Source organism: Pseudomonas sp. MM213 (assembly GCF_020423045.1).
Lineage (GTDB): Bacteria > Pseudomonadota > Gammaproteobacteria > Pseudomonadales > Pseudomonadaceae > Aquipseudomonas > Aquipseudomonas migulae.
Genome location: NZ_CP081943.1, coordinates 2,006,192 through 2,029,807, shown reverse-complemented (window position 1 = coordinate 2,029,807; position 23,616 = coordinate 2,006,192). Strand labels below are relative to the sequence as shown.

General features: G+C 60.1%; 19 protein-coding genes and 2 pseudogenes. 15 read left to right on the top strand and 6 right to left on the bottom strand.

The genetic code is table 11. The features are described from left to right. Nucleotides 1-29 precede the first annotated feature (29 nt). The 10 genes and pseudogenes from K5R88_RS09170 (at nt 30) to K5R88_RS30875 (ending at nt 12,965) form a co-directional block, all read left to right on the top strand. Nucleotides 30-1,532 (top strand): CoA-acylating methylmalonate-semialdehyde dehydrogenase, encoded by a 1,503-nt coding sequence (locus K5R88_RS09170; RefSeq protein ID WP_226299813.1) that lies wholly within the window; start codon nt 30-32, stop codon nt 1,530-1,532. Between the two features lie 25 nt (nt 1,533-1,557). After that, nucleotides 1,558-2,379: a TIM barrel protein gene (locus tag K5R88_RS09165; protein WP_226299812.1), complete on the top strand. Its 822-nt coding sequence runs from the start codon at nt 1,558-1,560 to the stop codon at nt 2,377-2,379. Nucleotides 2,380-2,515: 136 nt separating this feature from the next. Then, on the top strand, nt 2,516-4,447 hold the full coding sequence (iolD, locus tag K5R88_RS09160; RefSeq protein ID WP_226299811.1) for a 3D-(3,5/4)-trihydroxycyclohexane-1,2-dione acylhydrolase (decyclizing): 1,932 nt from the start codon (nt 2,516-2,518) through the stop codon (nt 4,445-4,447). Nucleotides 4,448-4,479: 32 nt separating this feature from the next. Next, nucleotides 4,480-5,490, top strand: coding sequence for a Gfo/Idh/MocA family protein (locus tag K5R88_RS09155; protein WP_223449423.1), 1,011 nt, complete (start codon nt 4,480-4,482; stop codon nt 5,488-5,490). Between the two features lie 132 nt (nt 5,491-5,622). Next, a complete protein-coding gene (locus tag K5R88_RS09150; RefSeq protein WP_192228358.1) occupies nt 5,623-6,675 on the top strand; it encodes a Gfo/Idh/MocA family protein in 1,053 nt (350 codons plus the stop codon). Nucleotides 6,676-6,831: 156 nt separating this feature from the next. Beyond that, nucleotides 6,832-7,758 carry a sugar ABC transporter substrate-binding protein gene (locus tag K5R88_RS09145; RefSeq protein WP_008039109.1) on the top strand — a complete coding sequence of 309 codons (927 nt, stop codon included), beginning with the start codon at nt 6,832-6,834 and terminating at the stop codon, nt 7,756-7,758. Nucleotides 7,759-7,828: 70 nt separating this feature from the next. Further along, the gene (locus K5R88_RS09140) at nt 7,829-9,394 is read left to right on the top strand and encodes a sugar ABC transporter ATP-binding protein (RefSeq protein ID WP_008039108.1); all 1,566 of its coding nucleotides are present in this window, start codon (nt 7,829-7,831) and stop codon (nt 9,392-9,394) included. Nucleotides 9,395-9,450: 56 nt separating this feature from the next. Further along, a complete protein-coding gene (locus K5R88_RS09135; RefSeq protein ID WP_008039101.1) occupies nt 9,451-10,473 on the top strand; it encodes an ABC transporter permease in 1,023 nt (340 codons plus the stop codon). A 299-nt stretch (nt 10,474-10,772) separates the two neighbouring features. Further along, nucleotides 10,773-12,059 (top strand): annotated as a pseudogene (locus tag K5R88_RS30880) (PDC sensor domain-containing protein); the annotation flags it as partial. A 150-nt stretch (nt 12,060-12,209) separates the two neighbouring features. After that, nucleotides 12,210-12,965 carry a methyl-accepting chemotaxis protein gene (locus K5R88_RS30875; protein ID WP_442963912.1) on the top strand — a complete coding sequence of 252 codons (756 nt, stop codon included), beginning with the start codon at nt 12,210-12,212 and terminating at the stop codon, nt 12,963-12,965. Between the two features lie 62 nt (nt 12,966-13,027). Here the strand turns inward: K5R88_RS30875 and chrA are convergent, their stop codons facing one another. From chrA to K5R88_RS09115, 3 genes and pseudogenes are all read right to left on the bottom strand, one after another. Then, the gene (gene chrA / locus K5R88_RS09125) at nt 13,028-14,386 is read right to left on the bottom strand and encodes a chromate efflux transporter (RefSeq protein ID WP_223435184.1); all 1,359 of its coding nucleotides are present in this window, start codon (nt 14,384-14,386) and stop codon (nt 13,028-13,030) included. Next, a pseudogene (locus K5R88_RS09120) lies at nt 14,379-14,513 on the bottom strand (chromate resistance protein ChrB domain-containing protein); the annotation flags it as partial. The gene chrA and the pseudogene K5R88_RS09120, both read right to left, overlap by 8 nt. Before the next feature lie 19 nt (nt 14,514-14,532). Beyond that, a complete protein-coding gene (locus K5R88_RS09115; RefSeq protein ID WP_008024727.1) occupies nt 14,533-15,450 on the bottom strand; it encodes a LysR family transcriptional regulator in 918 nt (305 codons plus the stop codon). 278 nt (nt 15,451-15,728) lie between these two features. Between K5R88_RS09115 and K5R88_RS09110 the strand changes: the two genes are divergently transcribed. Next, the gene (locus K5R88_RS09110; protein WP_008039092.1) at nt 15,729-16,493 is read left to right on the top strand and encodes an SDR family NAD(P)-dependent oxidoreductase; all 765 of its coding nucleotides are present in this window, start codon (nt 15,729-15,731) and stop codon (nt 16,491-16,493) included. 45 nt (nt 16,494-16,538) lie between these two features. Here K5R88_RS09110 and K5R88_RS09105 read toward each other — a convergent pair whose 3' ends face one another. Continuing rightward, complete coding sequence (locus tag K5R88_RS09105) at nt 16,539-17,441, bottom strand: helix-turn-helix domain-containing protein (RefSeq protein WP_226299809.1); 903 nt, start codon at nt 17,439-17,441, stop codon at nt 16,539-16,541. A gap of 154 nt (nt 17,442-17,595) precedes the next feature. On the opposite strand from K5R88_RS09105, the gene K5R88_RS09100 reads away from it, so the two are divergent. From K5R88_RS09100 to K5R88_RS09090, 3 genes are all read left to right on the top strand, one after another. Continuing rightward, entirely contained in the window at nt 17,596-18,036 is a 441-nt protein-coding gene (locus K5R88_RS09100) for a DoxX family protein (RefSeq protein WP_008024732.1), read from the top strand. Nucleotides 18,037-18,185: 149 nt separating this feature from the next. Then, on the top strand, nt 18,186-18,923 hold the full coding sequence (locus tag K5R88_RS09095; RefSeq protein WP_192228354.1) for an SDR family oxidoreductase: 738 nt from the start codon (nt 18,186-18,188) through the stop codon (nt 18,921-18,923). A gap of 15 nt (nt 18,924-18,938) precedes the next feature. After that, nucleotides 18,939-19,196 carry an Atu4866 domain-containing protein gene (locus K5R88_RS09090; protein WP_223449418.1) on the top strand — a complete coding sequence of 86 codons (258 nt, stop codon included), beginning with the start codon at nt 18,939-18,941 and terminating at the stop codon, nt 19,194-19,196. A 186-nt stretch (nt 19,197-19,382) separates the two neighbouring features. On the opposite strand, the gene K5R88_RS09085 is transcribed toward K5R88_RS09090, so the two are convergent. Further along, nucleotides 19,383-20,774 (bottom strand): aldehyde dehydrogenase family protein, encoded by a 1,392-nt coding sequence (locus K5R88_RS09085; RefSeq protein ID WP_226299808.1) that lies wholly within the window; start codon nt 20,772-20,774, stop codon nt 19,383-19,385. A 100-nt stretch (nt 20,775-20,874) separates the two neighbouring features. Between K5R88_RS09085 and ptrR the strand changes: the two genes are divergently transcribed. Beyond that, nucleotides 20,875-21,756, top strand: a complete 882-nt coding sequence (gene ptrR / locus K5R88_RS09080; RefSeq protein WP_008024741.1) for a putrescine utilization regulator PtrR — start codon at nt 20,875-20,877, stop codon at nt 21,754-21,756. 66 nt (nt 21,757-21,822) lie between these two features. On the opposite strand, the gene K5R88_RS09075 is transcribed toward ptrR, so the two are convergent. Beyond that, nucleotides 21,823-23,610 carry an IlvD/Edd family dehydratase gene (locus tag K5R88_RS09075; RefSeq protein ID WP_008024776.1) on the bottom strand — a complete coding sequence of 596 codons (1,788 nt, stop codon included), beginning with the start codon at nt 23,608-23,610 and terminating at the stop codon, nt 21,823-21,825. Between the last annotated feature and the right edge of the window lie 6 nt (nt 23,611-23,616).

Below are 23,616 nucleotides of genomic sequence, written 5' to 3'. Positions count from 1 at the left end.
TTCCAACCTCTGCACGGAGAACAAGCACAATGAGCGACGCCCAGGTTGTAGGTCATTACATCGATGGTCAGGTGCAAGACAGCGGCAGTGAAAGGTTCAGCAACGTCTTCAACCCGGCCACCGGCAGCGTTCAGGCGCGGGTCGCGCTGGCCAGCCAGAAGACCGTGGAACAGGCTGTCGCCTCGGCCCTGAAAGCCTTCCCGGCCTGGTCGGAGCAATCGTCCCTGCGGCGTTCGCGGGTGATGTTCAAGTTCAAGGAGCTGCTCGACCGCCATCACGATGAGCTGGCAGAAATCATCAGCCGCGAACACGGCAAGGTCTTTTCCGACGCCAAGGGTGAAGTCACCCGCGGCATCGAAATCGTCGAATACGCCTGCGGTGCACCGAACCTGCTGAAAACCGAGTTCAGCGACAACATCGGCGGCGGCATCGACAACTGGAACCTGCGTCAGCCGCTCGGTGTTTGCGCCGGGGTCACGCCGTTCAACTTCCCGGTGATGGTGCCGCTGTGGATGATCCCGCTGGCGCTGGTCACCGGTAACTGCTTCATCCTCAAGCCGTCCGAGCGCGATCCTTCCGCCAGTTTGCTGATGGCTCGCCTGCTGACCGAAGCCGGCTTGCCGGACGGTGTGTTCAACGTGGTCCAGGGGGACAAGACGGCGGTCGACGCCTTGCTGCAACACCCGGACATCGAAGCGATTTCGTTTGTCGGTTCAACGCCGATCGCCGAGTACATCCACCAGCAGGCGACCTCGCGTGGCAAGCGTGTACAGGCGCTGGGCGGGGCGAAGAACCACATGATCGTCATGCCCGATGCGGATCTGGATCAAGCGGCGGATGCCCTGATCGGCGCCGCTTATGGTTCGGCCGGTGAGCGCTGCATGGCGATTTCGATTGCCGTGGCAGTCGGTGATGTCGGTGACCGACTGATTGCCAAATTGTTGCCGCGTATCGATCAGTTGAAAGTCGGCAATGGCCTGCAGGGTGACACCGACATGGGGCCATTGGTGACCGCCGAACACAAGGCCAAGGTTGAAGGCTTCATCGATCAGGGCGTGGCCCAGGGCGCGCATCTGATCGTTGACGGGCGCAACTTCAAGGTGCCGGGTGCCGAGAATGGCTTCTTTGTCGGCGCGACGCTGTTCGACAACGTCACGACCGGGATGAGCATCTACCAGCAGGAAATTTTCGGGCCGGTGCTGGGCATCGTTCGCGTGCCGGATTTCGCCAGTGCCGTGGCCCTGATCAACGCACATGAGTTCGGCAACGGCGTGTCGTGTTTTACCAGCGACGGCGGGATTGCCCGTGCCTTTGCGCGCAGCATCAAGGTTGGCATGGTCGGCATCAACGTGCCGATTCCGGTACCCATGGCCTGGCATTCGTTCGGCGGCTGGAAGCGCTCGCTGTTCGGCGACCACCATGCCTACGGCGAAGAAGGCATCCGCTTCTACAGCCGCTATAAAAGCGTGATGCAGCGCTGGCCCGACAGCATCGCCAAGGGCCCTGAATTCAGCATGCCGACGGCTAAATAATTCACCTGTGCGGAGAACAACAATAATGAGCAAGCCGCTGCGTTTCGCCTTGAACCGTATGGTCGCCCCACGCTTGTGCCTGCCTGCGTTCATCGAGTTGGCGGTGACCCTCAAGGCCGACGCCATTGAGATCCGCAACGACCTCAAGGGCATCGAGATCGAGGATGGGACCGCGCCCGGGCACGTCCGGGAGTTGTGTGCGGCCCAAGGCGTCACCGTGCTGTCGATCAACGCGTTGTATCCGTTTGATGTGTGGAATGACGAACGCCGTGCGCAGGCGTTGAAACTCGCCGCTTACGCACGTGATTGCGGCGCGCAAGGGTTGGTCATGTGCCCGTTGAACGACCGGGCCGATCCGCGCAGCGAGGCCGAACGCGCTTCGGGCCTGCGCACGGCGTTGAGTCAGCTGGCGCCGATCCTGCGCGATCACGGCATCCTCGGTTTCATCGAACCGCTGGGCTTCGAAGAATGTTCGCTGCGGCGCAAACGCACGGCGGTCGATGCGATCAAGGCCATCGGCGGGCTGGATGTGTTCCGTCTGGTGCACGACACCTTTCATCATCACCTGGCCGGTGAACAGGAGTTTTTCCCTGAGTTGACCGGGCTGGTGCACATCTCCGGCGTCGAGGATTCCGAAGCGCCGTTGGCGACCATCCGCGATGGCCATCGGGTGCTGGTGGGCAAGGGCGACATTCTCGGCAACGCGGTGCAGATCGAGACCTTGCTCGGCAGCGGCTACAGCGGCTACCTGTCGTTCGAACCGTTTGCCGACAGCGTGCATGGGCTGGTGGATATCGAGCAGGCGATCGGCGCGAGCATGGATCACCTGCAAAAATCCCTGGGCTGAGGCCAACGCGGTTCAAATGTGGGAGCGAGCCTGCTCGCGAAGCGGCGGCACAATCAATATTGATGTCGCCTGACACAACGCTTTCGCGAGCAGGCTCGCTCCCACAAGGGTTTCTTCGTGTATTGAAGGATCAGATATGACCACTACAAGACTGACCATGGCCCAGGCCCTGGTGAAATTCCTCGATAACCAGTACATCGAGGTCGATGGGGTTCAGAGCAAATTCGTCGCCGGGATATTTACCATCTTCGGCCACGGCAACGTGCTGGGTCTGGGGCAAGCCCTGGAGCAGGACAGCGGCGACCTGATCGTCCATCAGGGCCGCAACGAACAAGGCATGACCCACGCCGCCATCGGGTTCGCCAAGCAGCATCTGCGACGCAAGATCTACGCCTGTACTTCGTCGGTGGGGCCTGGCGCGGCGAACATGCTGACCGCTGCCGCCACCGCGACAGCCAACCGCATTCCCTTGCTGTTGTTGCCGGGTGATGTCTACGCCTGCCGTCAGCCAGACCCGGTGCTGCAACAGATCGAGCAGTTCCACGACCTGAGCATCAGCACCAACGATGCGTTCAAGGCCGTGAGCAAATACTGGGATCGCATCAACCGTCCCGAGCAACTGATGACCGCCGCAATTCACGCCATGCGCGTGCTCACCAACCCCGCTGAAACCGGTGCCGTAACCCTGGCCTTGCCGCAAGATGTGCAAGCCGAAGCCTACGACTACCCCGATTACTTCCTGCAAAAACGCGTGCACCGCATCGAGCGCCGTCCGGCGACCGAAGCGATGCTCGACGATGCCGTGGCGTTGTTCAAAGGCAAGCGCAAACCGCTGATCATCTGCGGCGGCGGGGTGAAATACTCTGGCGCCAACGCGGCGTTACAGGCCTTTGCCGAGCGCTTCGATATTCCCTTTGCCGAAACCCAGGCCGGCAAAAGCGCGGTGGTCTCCAGCCATGCCCTGAACGTCGGCGGCATCGGTGAGACTGGCTGTTTGGCGGCAAACCTGTTGGCCAGGGATGCAGATCTGATCATTGGTATCGGCACTCGTTACAGCGACTTCACTACCGCGTCGAAGTCCTTGTTCCAGCATCCTGAAGTGCAATTCCTCAACCTCAATATCAGCCCGTGCGACGCCCTGAAACTCGACGGCGTACAACTGCTGGCGGACGCCCGAACCGGTTTGCGGGCACTGGCGGAAGCGCTGGGCGACTACCGCTCCGATTGGGGTGATCAACCCCGTCAGGCCAGGGCGCAGCTGGATGAGGAAGTCGATCGCCTTTATCAGATCGAATACCAGACCCAGGACTTCACCCCGGAAATCAACGATCACCTGGACCCGGCAGTGTTGCGCGAATTCATCGAGTTGACCGGCTCGTGCCTGACCCAGAGCCGCGTACTCGGCGTGCTCAATGAAACCCTCGCGGATGACGCGGTGATCGTTGCCGCCGCCGGCAGCCTGCCGGGTGACTTGCAGCGCAGCTGGCGCAGCAAAGGCGTGAACACCTATCACGTCGAGTACGGATATTCGTGCATGGGCTATGAGATCAATGCCGCATTGGGGGTGAAACTCGCCGAGCCTGAGCGCGAGGTCTATGCGCTGGTGGGCGATGGCTCCTACATGATGTTGCACTCGGAATTGGCGACCTCGATTCAGGAGCGGCGCAAGATCAACGTGGTGCTGCTCGACAACATGACCTTCGGCTGCATCAACAACCTGCAGATGGGCAACGGCATGGACAGCTTCGCTACCGAGTTCCGTTACCGCAACCCGCAAACCGGCAAGCTCGACGGCGGTTTCGTGCCGGTGGATTTCGCCATGAGCGCGGCGGCCTATGGCTGCAAGACCTACAAAGTGAACACCGTTGAAGAGTTGCACGCCGCGTTGGCGGATGCGCGCTTGCAGACCGTGTCGACCCTGATCGATATCAAGGTCCTGCCCAAAACCATGATTCACGGCTACCTGTCCTGGTGGCGGGTCGGCGTGGCGCAAGTCTCCACCAGCGCCCGCACCGATGCGGTGGCCAAGACCCTGAACGAACGACTGGCCAAGGCCCGTCAGTACTGATTGCCCTGAAACGAACAAACAGGAGTGTTTATATGTCTTTGAAGCTTGGCGTCATCGGCACCGGGGCCATCGGCCAGGACCACATCCGTCGTTGCAGCCAGACCTTGCTCAACAGTCAGGTGGTCGCGGTCACCGACATCAATTTGCAGCAAGCGGCCAAGGTCGTTTCCGATCTGAAACTGACTGCCGAGGTCTATCCCGACGGTCATGCGCTGATCAAGGCGCCGGAAGTCGAAGCGATCCTCGTCACCTCCTGGGGGCCGAGCCACGAAGCGTTCGTATTGGCAGCGATTGCCGCGGGCAAACCGGTGTTCTGCGAGAAACCGCTGGCGGTCACCGCCGAAGGCTGCCGCAAGATCGTCGAGGCCGAAGTGGCCCATGGCAAGCGGCTGGTGCAGGTCGGTTTCATGCGTCCGTACGATGAAGGGTATCGCGCGTTGAAATCAGTGATCGACAGTGGCCAGATCGGCGAACCGTTGATGCTGCATTGCGCTCACCGTAACCCCACGGTGGGCGAGAACTACAAGACTGACATGGCGATCACCGACACGCTGATCCATGAGCTGGACGTGCTGCGCTGGTTGCTCGACGACGATTATGTTTCGGTGCAGGTGGTGTTCCCGCGCAAAAGCAGCAAGGCCCTCGCGCATTTGAAAGACCCGCAGATCGTTCTGCTGGAAACCGCCAAGGGCACGCGCATCGACGTGGAAGTTTTCGTCAATTGCCAGTACGGCTACGACATCCAGTGCGAAGTAGTGGGGGAGACCGGCATCGCGAAACTGCCGGAGCCGTCCCAGGTTCAATTGCGTAGCGGGGCGAAGTTGTCCAACGCGATTCTGATGGACTGGAAGGATCGCTTCATCGCGGCGTACGACGTCGAGTTGCAGGCGTTCATTGATGGTGTAAGGGCCGGGCAGGTGGGTGGGCCTTCGGCGTGGGATGGCTTTGCTGCCGCTGTCGCCGCTGATGCGTGCATCGAAGCGCAAAACAGCGGGGCGATCGTCAACGTCGCACTCCCTGATCGCCCCCGCTTCTACGGCTAACAATTATCCCCTGTGGGAGCGAGCCTGCTCGCGATAGCGGTGTATCAGGCGACATCAATGTGGAATGTACCGCCGTCATCGCGAGCAGGCTCGCTCCTACAGGGTTTGCGTTCTTTCAGGGGAAATACGTGTATGCGCATCGGACTTGTCGGTTACGGCCATGGCGGCCGGTTTTTCCATGCTCCGCTGATCAGCAGTTTGCCAACGGCGACCTTCGTGGGCGTGGTTACCCGCTCCCCCGAGCGCCGACAATTGCTGGCCGCGGAGCATCCCGGCGTGCCAGCCTTCGACAGCATCGGCCAATTGGTGGAAGCCGGAATCGATGTGTTGGTAGTGTCGACACCACTCAAGGGCCGCCCGGCACTGGTGCTCGACGGCATTGAGTACGGTGTGGCAGTGGTCAGTGACAAGCCGTTCGCTGCCGATGCGCAACAGGCACAAACCCTGATTACCATGGCCGAGCGCCAGGGTGTGCGGCTCAGCGTCTATCAGAATCGGCGCTGGGATTCGGATTTCCTCACCGTACGCAAACTCATCGAGTCCGGCGCGCTGGGCCAGGTCACCCGTTTTGAGTCGCGGATCGAGCGCTACTCGCCGCAGTCGGTGAACAACGGCAGTGGCGGCGGCTTCCTGCGGGATCTGGGCAGCCATCTGGTGGATCAGGCGTTGTTGCTGTTCGGTCCGGTGACACGGGTCTATGCCGAACTGGATTACCTGGAGAAAGGCCAGACGTTCGATAACGGCTTTTTTATGTCCCTGACTCACGCCAGCGGTGTGACCTCGCACCTGGGTGGCAGTTGCCTGCAAAACACCCCCGGCCCGCGCTTTCGGGTGACCGGCACACAAGGCTGTTACAGCGTCGATGGTCTGGACGGGCAGGAGGCGTCGGCGCTTGCCGGGCTCTCGCCTAAAACCGAAGGCGAACGCTGGGGCGTGGAGGAGCACCGACGCTGGGGCTGGTTCGAACAGGGCGAAGAGCGCGAACGGGTTCCCTCCGAGCGGGGCTGTTGGAATCAGTTCTATTTACAGCTACAAACCGCGTTGCAGAGCGGTGGCCCACTGCCTGTGGACGCCCGTGATGCACTGGCGACCACCCGTGTGCTAGACGCCGCGCGGCTGAGTTTCAAGCGCCATCAAGCGGTGGAGTTGAGCCCGTTCGAAAGCCATGGAATAAAATCAGAATAAAATTCTAAAATTGGTTGATATAGAAAATATTTTCCAATAAAGTCATTTCCAGCGAGCTGCCTCGCGTTATGTTTCAACACTTTTCCTGCTTGTCCGCTTACTGAAATCGTCACGCCTCATCCATAAAACCAACAAGAATGTGGAGAAAGACTTTTCATGAAGACCAAGATCCGTTTTGCCTCACTTGCCCTGTCCCTGATGGTCGCCAGCGGCGCTGTGCTGGCCGATGTGAAGATCGGCGTCAGCATGTCCCAGTTCGATGACACCTGGCTGACCTACCTGCGTGAATCCATGGACAAGAAAGCCAAGTCATACCCTGACGGCGTCCAGCTGCAATTCGAAGATGCCCGCAGCGACGTGGTCAAGCAACTGAGCCAGGTCGAAAGCTTTATCAGCCAGAAAGTCGATGCCATCGTGGTCAACCCGGTGGATACGGCCGCAACCAAAAAAATCACTGAAGCCGCCGTGAAGGCCGGTATTCCGCTGGTCTATGTCAACCGCCGCCCCGATGACCTGAACCTGCCCAAAGGTGTGGTGACTGTCGCTTCCAACGACCTGGAGGCCGGTGAAATGCAAATGCAGTACCTGGCCGACAAGATGGGCGGCAAGGGCGATATTGTGATTTTGCTGGGCGACCTCGCGAACAACTCCACCACCAATCGCACCAAGGGCGTCAAGGAAGTACTGGCCAAATACCCGAACATCAAGATCGAGCAAGAGCAGAGCGGTATCTGGCTGCGGGATAAAGGCATGACCCTGGTCAACGACTGGCTGACCCAGGGCCGCAAGTTTGACGCGATCGTCTCCAACAACGACGAAATGGCCATTGGCGCCGCGATGGCCCTGCAACAGGCGGGCGTCGAAAAAGGCAGTGTGTTGATTGCGGGTGTCGATGGTACGCCGGACGGTTTGAATGCCGTGAAGAAAGGCTCGCTGGCGGCTTCGGTGTTTCAGGACGCCAAGGGGCAGGCCGACGGCTCCATCGATACTGCAGTGAGAATGGCGAAAAACGAGCCGGTCGAGTCGGCTGTCTGGGTGCCGTTCCGCCTGATCACACCGCAAAACGTTGACCAGTTCAAATAGTCCGTCCGTTCAATAACAACAATAAGTACGCAAGGTGGCGAGCGCGACCTTGCTGATGGAGTACCTGATCATGTTCGCTTCAGCGACTGCTTCGAGCACCCCTTTGAAAGGTGCCCAGCCCACTGCAACACCTGTCGATGAGCCGTACCTGCTGGAGATCGTCAACGTCAGCAAGGGTTTTCCCGGTGTAGTGGCGTTGTCCGATGTGCAGCTGCGGGTGCGCCCCGGTTCCGTGCTGGCGCTCATGGGCGAAAATGGCGCCGGCAAGTCCACCCTGATGAAAATCATCGCCGGCATCTACCAGCCAGACGCCGGCGAACTTCGCCTGCGGGGCAAGCCGGTGGTGTTTGAAACGCCGCTGGCGGCGCTTCAGGCCGGGATCGCAATGATCCACCAGGAACTCAACCTGATGCCGCACATGAGCATCGCCGAAAACATCTGGATCGGTCGTGAGCAGCTCAACGGCTTCCACATGATCGACCACCGGGAAATGCACCGCTGCACGGCGAAATTGCTGGAGCGCCTGCGGATCAACCTCGACCCCGAAGAGCTGGTCGGCAACCTGAGCATCGCCGAGCGGCAGATGGTCGAGATCGCCAAAGCCGTGTCCTATGACTCCGATATCCTGATCATGGACGAACCGACTTCGGCCATCACCGACAAGGAGGTCGCTCACCTGTTTTCGATCATTGCCGACCTGAAAAGCCAGGGCAAAGGCATTATCTATATCACCCACAAAATGAACGAAGTGTTCGCTATCGCCGATGAAGTGGCGGTGTTCCGCGATGGCGCCTACATAGGCCTGCAGCGGGCCGACAGCATGGACAGCGACAGCCTGATTTCGATGATGGTCGGTCGTGAATTGAGCCAGTTGTTTCCGGTGCGCGACGAGCCGATTGGCGATCTGTTGCTGTCGGTGCGCGACCTCAAGCTGGATGGCATCTTCAAAGGCGTCTCTTTCGACCTGCATGCCGGGGAGATCCTTGGCATTGCCGGGTTGATGGGCTCCGGACGGACCAACGTGGCCGAAGCGATTTTCGGCATTACCCCGAGCGATAGTGGCGAGATTCGCCTCGATGGCGAAGTGGTGCGCATCAGCGATCCGCACATGGCGATCGAGAAGGGTTTCGCACTGTTGACCGAGGATCGCAAGCTCAGCGGCCTGTTCCCATGCCTTTCGGTACTGGAGAACATGGAAATGGCGGTGCTGCCGCACTACGCCGGCCACGGCTTCATTCAGCAGAAAGCCTTGCGGGTGTTGTGCGAAGACATGTGCAAGAAGCTGCGGGTGAAAACCCCTTCACTGGAGCAGTGCATCGACACCTTGTCCGGCGGCAATCAGCAGAAGGCCTTGTTGGCGCGCTGGCTGATGACCAACCCGCGAATCCTGATTCTCGACGAGCCGACCCGCGGTATCGATGTCGGCGCCAAGGCCGAGATTTACCGACTCATCTCCTACCTCGCCGGCGAAGGCATGGCGGTGATCATGATTTCCTCGGAACTGCCGGAAGTGCTCGGCATGAGCGACCGGGTGATGGTCATGCACGAGGGCGAACTGATGGGCACCCTCGACCGCAGCGAAGCGACTCAGGAACGAGTGATGCAACTGGCCTCGGGCATGTCCTCGGTTCATTAATGATGCGGGTGGTGGCTACGGCCGCCGTCGATGACGCAATAGAAAGGTGAGTGGCTATGAACGCGATACTGGAAAACAAACCGGCAGCGGCACCGGCCAAGAGTCGCCGGCGCTTTCCGACCGAGCTGAGCATCTTCCTGGTGCTGATCGGGATCGGCCTGGTATTTGAAATGTTCGGCTGGATCGTGCGCGACCAGAGCTTCCTGATGAACTCCCAGCGGTTGGTGTTGATGATCCTGCAAGTGTCGATCATCGGCCTGCTGGCGATTGGCGTGACCCAGGTGATCATCACCACCGGCATCGACCTGTCGTCGGGCTCGGTGCTGGCCTTGTCGGCGATGATCGCTGCCAGCCTGGCGCAGACCTCGGATTTCACTCGGGCGGTATTCCCGTCGCTGACTGACTTGCCGGTGTGGATTCCAGTGATTGTCGGGCTCGGCGTCGGGCTGTTGGCGGGGGCAATCAACGGCAGCATCATTGCCATCACCGGGATTCCTCCGTTCATTGCCACCCTGGGCATGATGGTCTCGGCCCGTGGCCTGGCGCGTTACTACACCGAAGGCCAGCCAGTGAGCATGCTGTCGGATTCCTACACGGCGATCGGTCACGGCGCGATGCCGGTGATCATTTTCCTGGTGGTGGCGGTGATCTTCCACATCGCGCTGCGCTACACCAAGTACGGCAAATACACCTACGCCATTGGCGGCAACATGCAGGCGGCGCGTACGTCGGGTATTAACGTCAAACGCCATCTGGTCATCGTCTACAGCATCGCCGGGTTGCTGGCGGGACTGGCGGGCGTGGTGGCTTCGGCCCGTGCCGCCACCGGGCAGGCCGGGATGGGCATGTCCTATGAGCTGGATGCGATTGCCGCAGCGGTCATCGGCGGCACCAGCCTGGCGGGCGGGGTGGGGCGCATCACCGGCACGGTCATCGGCGCACTGATCCTTGGGGTGATGGCCAGCGGGTTCACTTTCGTCGGGGTCGATGCCTACATCCAGGACATCATCAAGGGCTTGATCATCGTGGTCGCAGTGGTTATCGACCAATACCGCAACAAGCGCAAACTCAAGCGCTGACATTGACTGCAAGCAGCGGGGGCCAGCTCTGGCTCTCGCTGCCATGTCCGTTGCCGCCTTGTCTCGCAAGCCGCGCATGTGGAGGTTGGTCAGGTAGTGATTCAAGTAGAGATAGTCTGTCGCAAAATTTTACACAGGGGCCCTCTGTCTGCGGCGAGTAGGTTCCAATTTTCTTATTAAGTAATTGTAATTTAAGGAGTTTATGTCTTTGGCGTGAAAAGTGCTGGTGATTGATGTCAGGGGGCCAGTACTGCTTGCTGAGCTGACCCGATCCACGTTGCCGTCGGGTTCCGCCGTCAATGCGCGCATCGTCGGACCTCAACCAGTATCTCCGCAAAAGGACTGCTTCAATGCCTCTTGACCGACTTTCCATCCAATGGAAGATCACCTTGCTGACCGGCTTCTGTCTGGTGGCTATCGTTGCCATGCTCATCGGCATCTCGCTCTACCGCATGGGGGCCGGGACCACGCTGGTCAAGGCGAGCAGTGCGCAGATGCTCGAAGCATCGGCCCGCGAACGCATGCAAGGGGAGGGCAAGGTTCAGGCGTTGACCATCCAGCGTTACTTCATGTCGGCCTATCAGGACGGCCTGAACTTATCCCGCGAAGTAATGCGCCAGCGGCGCCAGGCGCAGAAACTGAATCTGGACGGTCAGTCCCTGCGTGATTCGCTCAACCAGCAGATCAAAGAGGCGTTGCAGGCCAACCCGCAACTGCTCAGCCTCTACCTGGTGTTCGAACCTGATGCGCTGGGCGGCGACGATTCCGCCTTTGCCGGCCATGCCGAAACGGGCAGTAACGAACAAGGTCGCTTCGCCACTTACTGGGCACAGCGCGGTGCAAGCCTGAATACCCTGGCGGTGACCGAAGACATGATCAGCGACGCCACGCCCATGCTCGACGGCAGCCCTTTCAATACCTGGTTCAACTGCCCCAAGCAAAGCCTTAAGCCCTGCTTGTTGAATCCCTACTTTGATGACGCTTCGGGGCAGAAGACGCTGATCACCACCTTGACTTTTCCGGTCATCGAGAACGGTCGCATGATCGCGGTGGTCGGCATGGACATCAGCCTGAGCAATCTTCAGCAGTTGGCGACGGCGGGCAGTCATGGCCTTTATCAGGGGCAGGGCGCCATCAGTATCCTCAGCCCGGCCGGCTTGCTGGCCGGTCACAGTGTGGACGCCGGCCTGCTCGGCCAGAGCCTGTCCAAGGCCTACCCGGGCGAAGCGGCCGAGCTGCTGGACTTGCAACGCCAGGGGCAGGGGCATGAGCAGCAGACGAACGACCATTTGCAGGTGCTGGCACCGCTGCAACCCATTCCAGATGCCAAGCCCTGGGCCGTGTTGCTGGACGTGCCCATGACGACCCTGCTGGCGCCGGCCATGGCCTTGCAGAACGATCTGGACGTGCGCAACACCCAGGGAACCTGGCTGGAGCTGCTGCTCGGGATAGCCGCCGCCATCGCCGGTCTGCTCCTGGTGTGGCTGACCGCGCGTGGCGTGACCCGACCGATCCTTGGGGTCGCCAGCATGCTCAAGGACATCGCCAGCGGTGAAGGCGACCTGACCCGTCGCCTCGACTACTCGCGCAAGGACGAGCTGGGCGAACTGGCCGGTTGGTTCAACCGCTTCCTCGACAAGCTGCAACCGGTGATTGCCGACGTCAAGCGTTCGGTGCAGGACGCCCGCAGCACCGCTGACCAGTCCGCGGCGATCGCCAGCCAGACCAGCTCCGGCATGCAGCAGCAATATCGCGAAGTGGACCAGGTGGCCACGGCCTCCAACGAGATGAGCGCCACCGCCCAGGATGTCGCCCGCAGCGCGGCGCAGGCCGCTGAAGCGGCGCGTGGTGCCGATCTCGCCACCCGCGAAGGCCTCGGCATCATTGGCCACACCACCAGCGCCATCGATGCCCTGGCGCGCGACATGAGCAGTGCCATGGCGCAGGTCGAAGGCCTGGCGGCCAACAGTGAACAGATTGGGTTGGTGCTGGAGGTGATCCGCAGCATCGCCGAGCAGACCAACTTGCTCGCCCTCAATGCCGCCATCGAAGCTGCGCGTGCCGGTGAGGCCGGGCGCGGCTTTGCGGTGGTTGCCGATGAGGTGCGCAACCTGGCCAAGCGGACCCAGGACTCGGTGGAGGAAATCCGTCAGGTCATCGAAGGTTTGCAGAAGGGGACCCGCGAAGTCGCCAGTGCAATGAACAGCAGCTACCAGCAAGCACAGGGCAGCGTCGTACACGTCGAACAGGCGGTCGCCGCCTTGCGTCGAATCGGCGAATCGGTATCGGTCATCTCCGACATGAACCTGCAGATTGCCAGCGCCGCCGAGGAGCAGAGCGCCGTGGCCGAAGAGATCAATACCAACGTGGCGACCATCCGCGATGTCACCGAATCCCTGTCGGGGCAGGCCGAGGAATCGGCCCAGGTGAGCCAGGCGCTGAACCGCCTGGCCAACCATCAGCAGGGGCTGATGCAGCAATTTCGGGTCTAGTCTGGTTCAGGGCGTGGGTGAAGGCCATTTATGCGATTCACCCTCGCATTCCTTGCACCAGGCTAACGCAACAGATGCACGGTCAAACCGACGAGCGCGCAGGCCATCAGCACCTGAATGACGCCCCGCTTGAAGCGGAACAAGGCAACCGCCGCCGCAATCGCGATCAGCGCGGAGGGCCAGTCGAGGTTGCCGCTGAAGCCTGTTGGCCAAAGCACGTGATAGCCGAAGAAGCACGCCAGATTGAGGATCACTCCAACCACGGCGGCTGTTATGGCGGTAAGCGGTGCCGTGAACTTGAGTTCGTTGTGGGTCGACTCCACCAGCGGGCCACCCGCGAGGATGAACAGGAACGAGGGCAGGAAGGTGAACCAGGTCACCAGCGAGGCCGCCACGGCCCCGGCCATAAACACCTGATCGGCTCCGAACACTTGCGAGACATAGGCACCGACAAAGCCGACAAAGGCCACGACCATGATCAGCGGCCCCGGTGTGGTTTCCCCCAGCGCCAGCCCGTCGATCATCTGTGTCGGGGTCAGCCAGCCATAGTGTCCGACCGCGCCCTGGTAGACATACGGAAGCACGGCATACGCACCGCCAAAGGTCAGCAACGCGGCTTTGGTAAAGAACCAGCTCATTTGAGTCAAGGTGCCTTCCCAGCCGAAGAGGAGGGTCAAGATGCCCATCGGCAATGCCCAGAGCGTGGCGCCGATAAGTGCGAGCGACGCCAGTTTCAGCCAGTTAAAACGGGCATGCTCAGGGGTGGGGGTGTCGTCATCGATCAAGGCTGGCCCGAAGGATTTTTTGGCGGAACCATGGCCCCCGGTCCTGAATTTCTCGGGCGCCAGACGCCCTCCGACATAGCCGATCAAAGCGGCGCTCAGCACGATCAGCGGGAATGGAACGTTGAATGCGAAGATCGCGGTAAATGACGCCGCCGCTATCGCCCACAGCCAATTGTTCTTCAGTGCCCGAGAGCCGATCCTGTGTGCCGCTTGCACCACGATGGCCGTCACGGCGGGCTTTATCCCATAGAAGAGCCCGGCCACCACGGGCATTTCGCCGAACGCGATGTACATCCACGACAACGCAATCAGGATGAACAGCGAGGGCAACACAAACAGTGCGCCTGCAATAACTCCTCCCCATGTCCGATGCATCAGCCAGCCAATGTAGGTCGCCAACTGCTGAGCCTCAGGCCCGGGCAGCAACATGCAGTAGTTGAGGGCATGCAAAAATCTGCGTTCCGAAATCCAGCGCCGCCGTTCTACCAACTCCTGGTGCATGATCGAGATCTGTCCTGCCGGCCCGCCGAAACTGATGAAGCCGAGCTTTAGCCAGAACCAGAACGCCTCACGCAAACTGACCGGCTGAGGCCTCGACAGATTCTCGTCAACGTCCAATGTGGAAACCTTACTCATCGGGTTGTTCCTCTTTCACAAATTCGTCGAGCAGGCCGTCGAAGATGGCGCTTGCCGCAGCGAGCAAGTAGTCGTCATGGGAAATGGTTTCACGCAGCCCTGCCAGCACCCGTTCGAGAGCTGATGCAGGCAGGGCGAAATCGTCCTCAAGCGGCGCTATCCAGCACCGAGCCTTGTTGTACGAACCGGTCGATCAACCACCTTGCCGCAGGGCCCGGTGGCAGATCCGTACGGTAGATGACGTCGAAGGTATATTGGCCGCTTTTGTATTCCGGTATGTTCAATTGCACGAGCCGGCCGCTCTCCAGATCTTCCTGGACCATCGGCAACGGCATGTTCCCCCAACCGATGCCTTCACGCAGCAGCATGTGCTTGGCACCCAGGTCCGCCAGACGCCAGGTGCGGTTACTGAGCACGGCGAAATCCTTGCCTTTGGTCAGAAGCGAGCGATCGGACAACACCAGTTGCGTGAACTCTCGCCCGGCACCGGGCACATTCGAGTCGCTTGAAGCCAGTGGATGATTCGGGGCTGCCACCGGAATCAGCTCCACGCTGCCGACGCCAATTCTTTCGATACCGTCGATGCCTTCGTTCATCGGCCCACTGACGCCGACGATTGCACCACGGTTGATCACCAGTTCCGTAACGGCGCCGAGCGCTTCCATATGCAAGTGCAGGGCAACCGTAGGAAATTCTTCGCGAAAGGATTTGAGTGCGTCGACCACGCGCTCCGGGGGAAGCATCACATCGAGCACCACGTGGACTTCGGCTTCAAGCCCCTGAAGCAGCCCTTTCACTTTGGCGCGTAAACCATGAATGCCATTGGCGATGGTCCGGGCTTCGGCCAGGACGGTGCGGCCGGCGTCGGTGAGCTGCGGCTTGCGTGTGGTCTGACGGTCAAACAGCGACACGCCGAGCTGCATTTCCAGGTTGGCAATCGAGTAGCTGATGACCGAAGTGGCTCGATGCAGCTTTCTGGCAGCCGCTGCAAAACTGCCAACTTCAACGACCGTCAGGAACACGCGCAGTTGGTCCAGTGTCGGTGTTCCGGGATCAGAAATCATGCGTGTTTCCTCGAACGTAATGGCCAATATTATCCCGGTATTGCTAACCGTTTCATCAGCCTGGATTGCCTGCCCGGCTTGCGCTTTCAACCCGACCCTCAGGGAAACTGAAACGCCGGACAGATAAGCGCAAAGCCCCGACAGGGTGAGCAAGGCTCCTAAAGAGTGGCGGGTCGCAATCGGCGACAGTTGAGTCGTCGATTGCGACACCCCCATACGTTCAGGCGTATGCGCAGCGGCTGGAATTATTCAGCTGCGCTCTTAACAGGAGAAACAAGATGACTGATTTCATTCCTACCCCCAACGAGATCGCCGGCAAAGTCGTGATTGTGACGGGCGCCGCCAGCGGTATCGGCCGTGCCATCGTCGAGCTGTTTCATGCCCGTGGCGCCAGGATCATAGCCGAAGACATCAACCCTGAAGTGAATGCACTTGAGCGCCCGGGGCTGGTGCCTTTGGTGGCGGATATCACGGTCGATGGCTCGGCTGAACAGGCTGTTGCACTGGCCGTTCAACACTTCGGCACGCTCGATGTGCTGGTCAATAATGCGGGACGGATCATCTACAAACCTCTGGTCGAGATGACCCGCGAGGACTGGAGCTGGCAGATGGAGACAAACGTGACGGGTGCATTTCTCCATTCCCGCGAAGCGGCGAAAGAAATGATGAAGAAAAAGTCAGGCGCTATCGTCAATATTGCCTCCTATGCCTCTTACTTTGCCTTCCCCGGTATTGCGGCCTACACCGCGTCGAAAGGGGCACTGGCGCAGCTGACCCGGACCCAGGCGCTGGAAGCGATAGAACACGGTATCCGGGTCAACGCGATTGGCGTGGGTGACGTGGTCACCAATCTGCTCAATCACTTCATGGAAGACGGCCCGGGTTTCCTGCAAGAGCACGGGAAATCCGCCCCCATTGGCCGTGCCGCCTCGCCCGGGGAGATCGCCGAAATCGTGGCATTCCTGGCCTCCGAGCGCGCCAGTTTCATTGTCGGCTCGGTGGTCATGGCCGATGGCGGCATGAGCATTCCCGTGGGCAGTTGATGGGTCGGGTTTACCTGCGGCACGGTACACGCCGTGCCGCGTTCTTCATTTGCGGTAGTGACTAGGCAGGACGCCGACTTCCCGTTTGAACGCTTGAGAGAAATGGCTGGCGCTGCTGTACCCGACTTCCAGTCCGGCATCGATGATGCTCATGTCGGTTTCAATCAGCAGTTGCCTGGCTTTGGTCATTCTCAACCTGATGAAGTAGCGCGAGGGTGAAAGCCCCGTGGCGCGTTTGAACAGGCGGCTGAAGTGGTACTCGCTCATGCCGGCTTCGTCGGCCAGGTTACCCAGACAAAACGCCTCACTCAATGACCTCTCCATCGCGTTCAGCACACGCTTGAGCTTGAAGGCCGGCAGGGCGTTGCGCTGCACGATGTTGTCCGCTTGCGTATCAAGATACCGGCGCGCCAGATGCACGGCGATGCACTGGGCGATGCCTTGCATCAGCAGGGGGCTGGATTCTCCCTGGGTAGTCAGTTCAACTCTGAATTGTTCGAACAGCACTGACAGCGCTTCATCTCGACCGCCGGATATTTCCCGCAGGCAAATCGCACCGGTGACCTCTTTGTGGGTTTCCTGGATTGCACGTTCAAGCAATGGCAGACCGAGGTAAATGTGCATCACCACGAAAGGCTCCGCACTGTTCACGTGCCAGCGCATTTCGTAGGGCACAGCACTGGTGGTCAGGAAAAAATCACCCTTTGTCACCTCACTCGCCAGCCACTCTTTGCCGGGCTCCCGTTCTTCAATGGTGGCGCTCCCGCACAGCACCCAGACAATCAGCGGTTCAGCCACGGCGGGAACGACAAAGCTCTGTTCAATCCTTTCCCGGGTAAAGATCTGCACCAGCACATCGTTGGAAAAAACATCTTCGGAGGCGGCCAGGCGCTGACCGCGAATGTGCGATTCCAGGCCTGTTGCAGAGGTTCGCTCAACGATTTGCACGATTGAACTCCCTGTTGATGGGGTGAATTACTTGCCTATTTATTCGAATCTAATGATCTAAATTAGTCGGCTATTCAGATGAGAGGACAAGACGCAAAATTTCTTCACAGCAGCGATTCATGGCGAGTCGCACAAACTTTGAAGGAAATACCTCATGACTACTTCTGCAAACATCGCTCATTCCACCGGCTCTGAACAGAGCCGCCGCGACGTGACCCAAGCCTCGGCTTCGTTGATCGGTCGCGTACTGCTCAGCGCAATCTTCATTCTCTCCGGTTTTTCGAAACTGGCCGCTCCCGCGATGATGGTCGGCTACATCAGCTCCGTGGGTCTTCCGCTTCCGGAACTGGCGCTGGCGTTGGCGATCATTGTCGAAGTCGGTGGTGGCCTGGCACTGATCGCCGGTTACCGCACTCGCACCGTTGCCGCTGTACTGGCCGTGTTCAGCGTATTTACCGCACTGGCTTTCCATAACGCACTGGGCGATCAAAACCAGTTCATCCACTTCTTCAAGAACATCGCGATGGCCGGTGGCCTATTGCAGGTCGTGGCTTTCGGTGCCGGTCGCTTCAGCCTCGACGCTCGCCGTCGTTGAACCGGTAAGTCGCAGCCCGTTATCCCGACAGGATCAGGCAAGTTGTCAGAAGGATCTGACTAACTGGCTGCCCACCGTTATCCCTAATCTGGACTGGCAGCGAGACACCGCTCTCGCGTCACCAGCCACTCAAGTGAGGGATTAGGGTCATGTCGAATATCTCGAAAAAAGTCGTTCTGATTACGGGCGCGAGCAGCGGAATAGGTGAGGCGACAGCGCGCCTGTTGGCCAGTAGCGGTGCACATGTCGTGCTCGGGGCACGTCGTACGGAGCGCCTCGAAATACTCTGCGCGCAGATCAATTCCAGCGGGGGAAGTGCCCACTTTCAGGCATTGGATGTCACCCGTCTGACCGACGTACAAGCGTTCGTGGATTTTGCGTTGAATCTGCATGGCCGGGTCGACGTATTCGTCAATAACGCCGGGGTCATGCCGCTGTCGAAACTCGAGGCGCTGAAGGTCTCGGAATGGGATCAGATGATCGACGTCAATATTCGTGGCGTCTTGCACGGTATCGCGGCAGGTTTGCCGTTGATGCAAAAACAGAAATCAGGCCAGTTCATCAACATTGCATCGATTGGCGCCTACACCGTCAGCCCAACGGCGTCGGTCTACTGCGCGACGAAGTTTGCAGTGCGCGCCATATCTGAGGGATTGCGTCAGGAGGTCGGCGGGGACATTCGTGTCACGGTGATTTCACCCGGCGTAACCGAGTCCGAGCTGGCCGAGAGCATTTCCGATGAAGGCGGGCGTGCCGAGATGCGCGAGTTCCGCAAGATCGCCATCCCGGCAATGGCCGTCGCTCGCGCTATCGCTTACGCCATCGAACAGCCTGCCGATGTGGATGTCAGTGAGCTGATTGTCCGTCCGACTGCCAGCGCGTACTGAACCGAGGACTTGAACATGACGGTAAAAAAATCCGCTGATCAGGACAAGTACGTCGGTATGTGGGTCACGGCAGACGGGCTCATCCGCCATGAGCTCTTGCCGGGTGGCCGGTACGATGAAGCCCGGGGCCGGAAGGCGAGTGCCTACCAGGGGCGGTATTGGCTGGAAGGTGACCACATGGAGTACGTCGATGACACCGGGTTCACGGCTGATGGCGACTTCCGCGACGGGATTCTGTACCACGCGGGCATGATTCTTTATCGCGAGGTGTAGAGGCCTGGCAGCGCGATGCCAAGGCCTGCCACGGCGGCCTTGCGCAGCGGCGTCGCCACGTGCACCCGTGCGCTGGGCTCGTTGCTGCCCGTCATCAACTGCCGCTTATGAAGCGGCAGCTTTTTTATGCCTTGAAGGCTCCACAAAATTCACCTGGAGCCAGCTTTCAAGACTTCATCCCTGCACTTAGTGACGATCCAGCCACACCGTCTGCGCGTTGCAGAATTCCCGCACGCCGAAGTGCGAAAGCTCGCGACCAAAACCGCTCTTCTTCACGCCGCCGAAGGTGACGCGCGGATCGGAGGCGCAGTAACCGTTGATGAATACGCCACCGGTTTCCAGTTCGCCGGCCATCTGTTGGGCACGTTCTACGTTGCCGGTGTAGATAGTCGCAGCGAGGCCGAATTCACTGTCATTTGCCAATTCCAGCGCGTGGGTGGCATCGCGTGCGGTGATGATCGACGCGACCGGGCCAAACAGTTCCTGCTTGAACGAGGTCATCTGGTCGGTGACATCAGCGAAAACCGTTGGCTCGTAGAAGTTGCCGGGGCCTTCTGCTTTCTTGCCACCCAGCAACAATGTCGCGCCTTCTTCCAGGGTATCTCGCACCTGTTGATCCAGTTCATCACGCAGATCAAAGCGGGCCATCGGGCCGACGTACGTGGTGGCGGCGAGTGGATCACCGACCACCAGTTTGCGCGTGGCTTCGACGAACTTGCGTGTGAACTCCTCGACGATGCCTTGCTCGACAATCAGGCGTTTGGCCGCTGCGCAGACTTGCCCGGTGTTTTGATAACGGCCAATGACGGCGGCTTTCACCGCATCGTCGAGGTCGGCATCGTTGAGCACGATAAAAGGGTCGGAACCACCGAGCTCCAATACACATTTTTTCAACGCTGCACCGGCCTGCGCGCCGATGGCCATGCCGGCCCGCACGCTGCCGGTGAGGGTCACCGCTGCAATGCGTGAATCTTTGATCGCCGTGGAAACGCCGTCCGGCGTGACGTTGATGACTTCGAAAACCCCTTCAGGGAATTCGGCTTGCTTGAAGGCATCCAGCAACAGGTAAGCGCTGCCCATCACGTTGGGTGCGTGTTTGAGCACGTAGGTGTTGCCGGCGAGCAGTACCGGAACGGCGCCACGTAGTACCTGCCAGATCGGGAAGTTCCACGGCATTACCGCGAGAATCGGGCCGAGCGGGCGGTATTCAATGCGCGCTTTCCCGCCCTCAACCAGTGTCGGTTCAGCGTTGAGCATGGCCGGGCCGTGCTCGGCGTACCATTCGCAGAGCTGCGCACATTTTTCGATTTCGCCACGGGCCTGACTGATCGGCTTCCCCATCTCCAGGGTGATCATGGTTGCCATTGCTTCTGCGTTGTTGCGCAAGACGTTGGCCAGGGCGATCAGCCGTTGCGCGCGTTGCGCCACCGGTGTGCCGCGCCAGACACGAAACCCGGCCGCAGCGCGTGACAGTGCGGATTGCAGCGCCGCATCGGATTCAAAAGGGTAGTGGCCGATCTGCTCGCCGTTGGCGGGGTTGATCGAAATGGCATGGGTGAGGCTGGAAACATGGGTCATGGCACCGTCCTGCGGGGTGGGGATGGGTTCAGACTACGGTGGTATTTGTTTTCTGGAAACTGAATAATACTGATCGTACCGTTCACGTTTGGAGAATGACTTGGATCTGGTTCAGCTCGAAATTTTCAAAGCTGTCGCCGAGCACGGCAGCATCAGCGTGGCCGCTCAGCATATCCATCGGGTGCCGTCGAACCTGACGACGCGGATCAAGCAACTGGAGCAGGATCTGGGCGTGGACCTGTTTATCCGCGAGAAAAGCCGCCTGCGGCTGTCGCCGGCCGGTTGGAGTTTTCTCGACTATGCCCGACGCATCCTCGACCTGGTCCAGGAGGCCCGCGCGACGGTTGCCGGGGAAGAGCCGCAAGGATCGTTTCCCCTCGGTTCGCTGGAGAGCACGGCGGCGGTGCGCATTCCTGAGTTGTTGGCCGCCTATAACCAGAAGCACGCCAAAGTCGAGCTGGCCTTGTCCACGGGACCTTCCGGAACCATGATTGACGGCGTGCTCTCGGGTCGATTGGCCGCAGCGTTTGTCGACGGGCCGGTGCTGCATCCGGCACTGGAGGGTGTGCCGGCCTTCGAGGAAGAGATGGTGCTGATCGCGCCGCTCAACCATGCCCCGATCCACCGCGCGCAGGATGTGAACGGCGAAAACATCTACGCCTTTCGTTCCAATTGCTCTTATCGCCACCACTTTGAAAGTTGGTTCGCCAAGGACGCCGCAGTGCCCGGCAAGATTTTCGAAATGGAGTCCTATCACGGCATGCTGGCCTGTGTCAGCTCCGGTGCTGGCCTGGCGCTGATGCCGCGCAGCATGCTCGAAAGCATGCCGGGCTGCACCACCGTGAGTGTGTGGCCATTGTCTGAGTCCTTTCGCTATTTGCGAACCTGGCTGGTGTGGCGCCGGGGGACGGTGTCGCAAAGCCTGACCATGTTTGTGCGTTTGCTCGAGGAGCGATGCGCAGCGGCGGACCTGCTGACTTGAGCGAATCGCGCCGCCATCGATCAGCAGATTCTGCCCGGCCGAAATAGCAGGGCTGCGCAAAAAACGTCAGTGCGAATGACGCGGCTCGCCGCCACTTCGAGCGATGACCCGCATATGCAGGGTGGCCGGCTCCAGGCATCCGCCCGTCGATAACTGTCCAACCAATTGCCGGTACAGCTCTTGCCAAGGCGTTTGGGACGCAGGGATGTTAGGCGTCCACTCGGCGCGACGGCGGGCCATTTCGGCTTCGTCGACCAGCAGGTTTACCGATCTTGCGTTGAGGTCCACACGCAGGCGGTCGTTGGTTTTCAGCAGCGCCAAACCTCCGCCGACAGCGGCTTCCGGGGACATGTTGAGGATCGAAGGGCTGGCCGAGGTGCCGCTCTGGCGACCGTCGCCCAGGCACGGCAGAGAGTCGATGCCTTGCTTGATCAGTGCTGCCGGTGGCGCCATGTTCACCACTTCGGCACTACCGGGGTAGCCCACGGTGCCGGCACCACGAATCACCAGGATGCAGCGCTCGTCGATTTCCAGCGCCGGGTCGTCGATTCGGGCGTGATAGTCCTCCGGTCCTTCGAACACAATTGCCCGTGCTTCAAAGCTGTTTTCTGCGCCTGGCTCGGATAGATAGGTCTTGCGGAACGCCTCGCCGACCACCGACATTTTCATGATTGCGCTATCGAAGAAGTTACCGCTGAGAACGATGAAGCCCGCGCGATGTTTGAGAGGGGTCTCGAAGGGATAGATCACGTCAGCGTTGCTGGTCAGACTGCTGCTGACGATTTCGCCGATCGTCTTGCCGCTGACCGTGGCGCAGTCTTCGTGCAGGCGCCCGGCTTTTTGCAGTTCATGCATGACCGATGGCACGCCGCCCGCGCGATGGAAACCTTCGCCCAGGTATTTGCCGGCCGGCATGCAATTGACCAGCAGCGGCACGTCTTCGCCAATCCGTTGCCAGTCATCCAGGCTCAACTCGACGCCCATGTGCCGGGCGATGGCGATCAGGTGCGGAGGGCAGTTGCTTGACGCGCCGAGCGCCGACGCGACGGCGATGGCGTTTTCGAAGGCTTCGCGGGTCATGATGTGTGACGGGCGTACATCCTGCATCACCAGTTCGCAAATGCGCTTGCCGGTGGCGTAGGCCATTTGACCGCGCTCGCGGTAGGGCGCCGGAATACTCGCGCAACCCGGCAACGACATGCCCAGCGCTTCGGCCAGTGCGTTCATCGACAGTGCGGTGCCCATGGTGTTGCAGTGACCCACCGAAGGCGATGCCGCGGTGGTCATTTCCATGAAGCCTTCGTAATCGATTTCACCGGCCGCCATCAGGTTGCGCGCGTGCCAGAGCACGGTGCCGGAGCCGATCAGTTCGCCCTTGTGGTGACCGTCGAGCATCGGCCCGCCGGACAGCACAATGGACGGCAGGTCAGTGGTGGCGGCGGCCATCAGGCAGGCCGGGGTGGTCTTGTCGCAACCGGTGGTGAGTACAACACCATCCAGCGGATAACCGTGGAGAATTTCCACCAGTCCCAGATAGGCCAGGTTCCGATCCAGTGCGGCAGTCGGCCGGCGTGACTGTTCGGCGATCGGGTGGACGGGGAATTCCATGGGGATGCCACCGGCATCACGAATGCCGGCCTTGACCCGCTGCGCGAGTTCCAGGTGATGACGGTTGCAAGGTGTCAGGTCGCTGCCGGTCTGGGCGATGCCAATGATCGGGCGACCCGATTGCAGCTCTTCTCGGGTCATGCCGTAGTTCATGTAGCGTTCGACATACAGGGCAGTCATGTCCGCGTGGGCAGGGTCGTTGAACCATTGCTCGCTGCGCAGACGGCGTTTAGGGGTGTCACTCATGATTCA

Bases quoted from the DNA above. Each gene is read 5' to 3' on its own strand.
- K5R88_RS09170 (WP_226299813.1), top strand. From the start codon at position 30: ATGAGCGACGCCCAGGTTGTAGGTCATTACATCGATGGTCAGGTGCAA.
- K5R88_RS09165 (WP_226299812.1), top strand. From the start codon at position 1,558: ATGAGCAAGCCGCTGCGTTTCGCCTTGAACCGTATGGTCGCCCCACGC.
- iolD (WP_226299811.1), top strand. From the start codon at position 2,516: ATGACCACTACAAGACTGACCATGGCCCAGGCCCTGGTGAAATTCCTC.
- K5R88_RS09155 (WP_223449423.1), top strand. From the start codon at position 4,480: ATGTCTTTGAAGCTTGGCGTCATCGGCACCGGGGCCATCGGCCAGGAC.
- K5R88_RS09150 (WP_192228358.1), top strand. From the start codon at position 5,623: ATGCGCATCGGACTTGTCGGTTACGGCCATGGCGGCCGGTTTTTCCAT.
- K5R88_RS09145 (WP_008039109.1), top strand. From the start codon at position 6,832: ATGAAGACCAAGATCCGTTTTGCCTCACTTGCCCTGTCCCTGATGGTC.
- K5R88_RS09140 (WP_008039108.1), top strand. From the start codon at position 7,829: ATGTTCGCTTCAGCGACTGCTTCGAGCACCCCTTTGAAAGGTGCCCAG.
- K5R88_RS09135 (WP_008039101.1), top strand. From the start codon at position 9,451: ATGAACGCGATACTGGAAAACAAACCGGCAGCGGCACCGGCCAAGAGT.
- K5R88_RS30875 (WP_442963912.1), top strand. From the start codon at position 12,210: ATGCAGCAGCAATATCGCGAAGTGGACCAGGTGGCCACGGCCTCCAAC.
- chrA (WP_223435184.1), bottom strand. From the start codon at position 14,386: ATGAGTAAGGTTTCCACATTGGACGTTGACGAGAATCTGTCGAGGCCT.
- K5R88_RS09115 (WP_008024727.1), bottom strand. From the start codon at position 15,450: ATGATTTCTGATCCCGGAACACCGACACTGGACCAACTGCGCGTGTTC.
- K5R88_RS09110 (WP_008039092.1), top strand. From the start codon at position 15,729: ATGACTGATTTCATTCCTACCCCCAACGAGATCGCCGGCAAAGTCGTG.
- K5R88_RS09100 (WP_008024732.1), top strand. From the start codon at position 17,596: ATGACTACTTCTGCAAACATCGCTCATTCCACCGGCTCTGAACAGAGC.
- K5R88_RS09095 (WP_192228354.1), top strand. From the start codon at position 18,186: ATGTCGAATATCTCGAAAAAAGTCGTTCTGATTACGGGCGCGAGCAGC.
- K5R88_RS09090 (WP_223449418.1), top strand. From the start codon at position 18,939: ATGACGGTAAAAAAATCCGCTGATCAGGACAAGTACGTCGGTATGTGG.
- K5R88_RS09085 (WP_226299808.1), bottom strand. From the start codon at position 20,774: ATGACCCATGTTTCCAGCCTCACCCATGCCATTTCGATCAACCCCGCC.
- K5R88_RS09075 (WP_008024776.1), bottom strand. From the start codon at position 23,610: ATGAGTGACACCCCTAAACGCCGTCTGCGCAGCGAGCAATGGTTCAAC.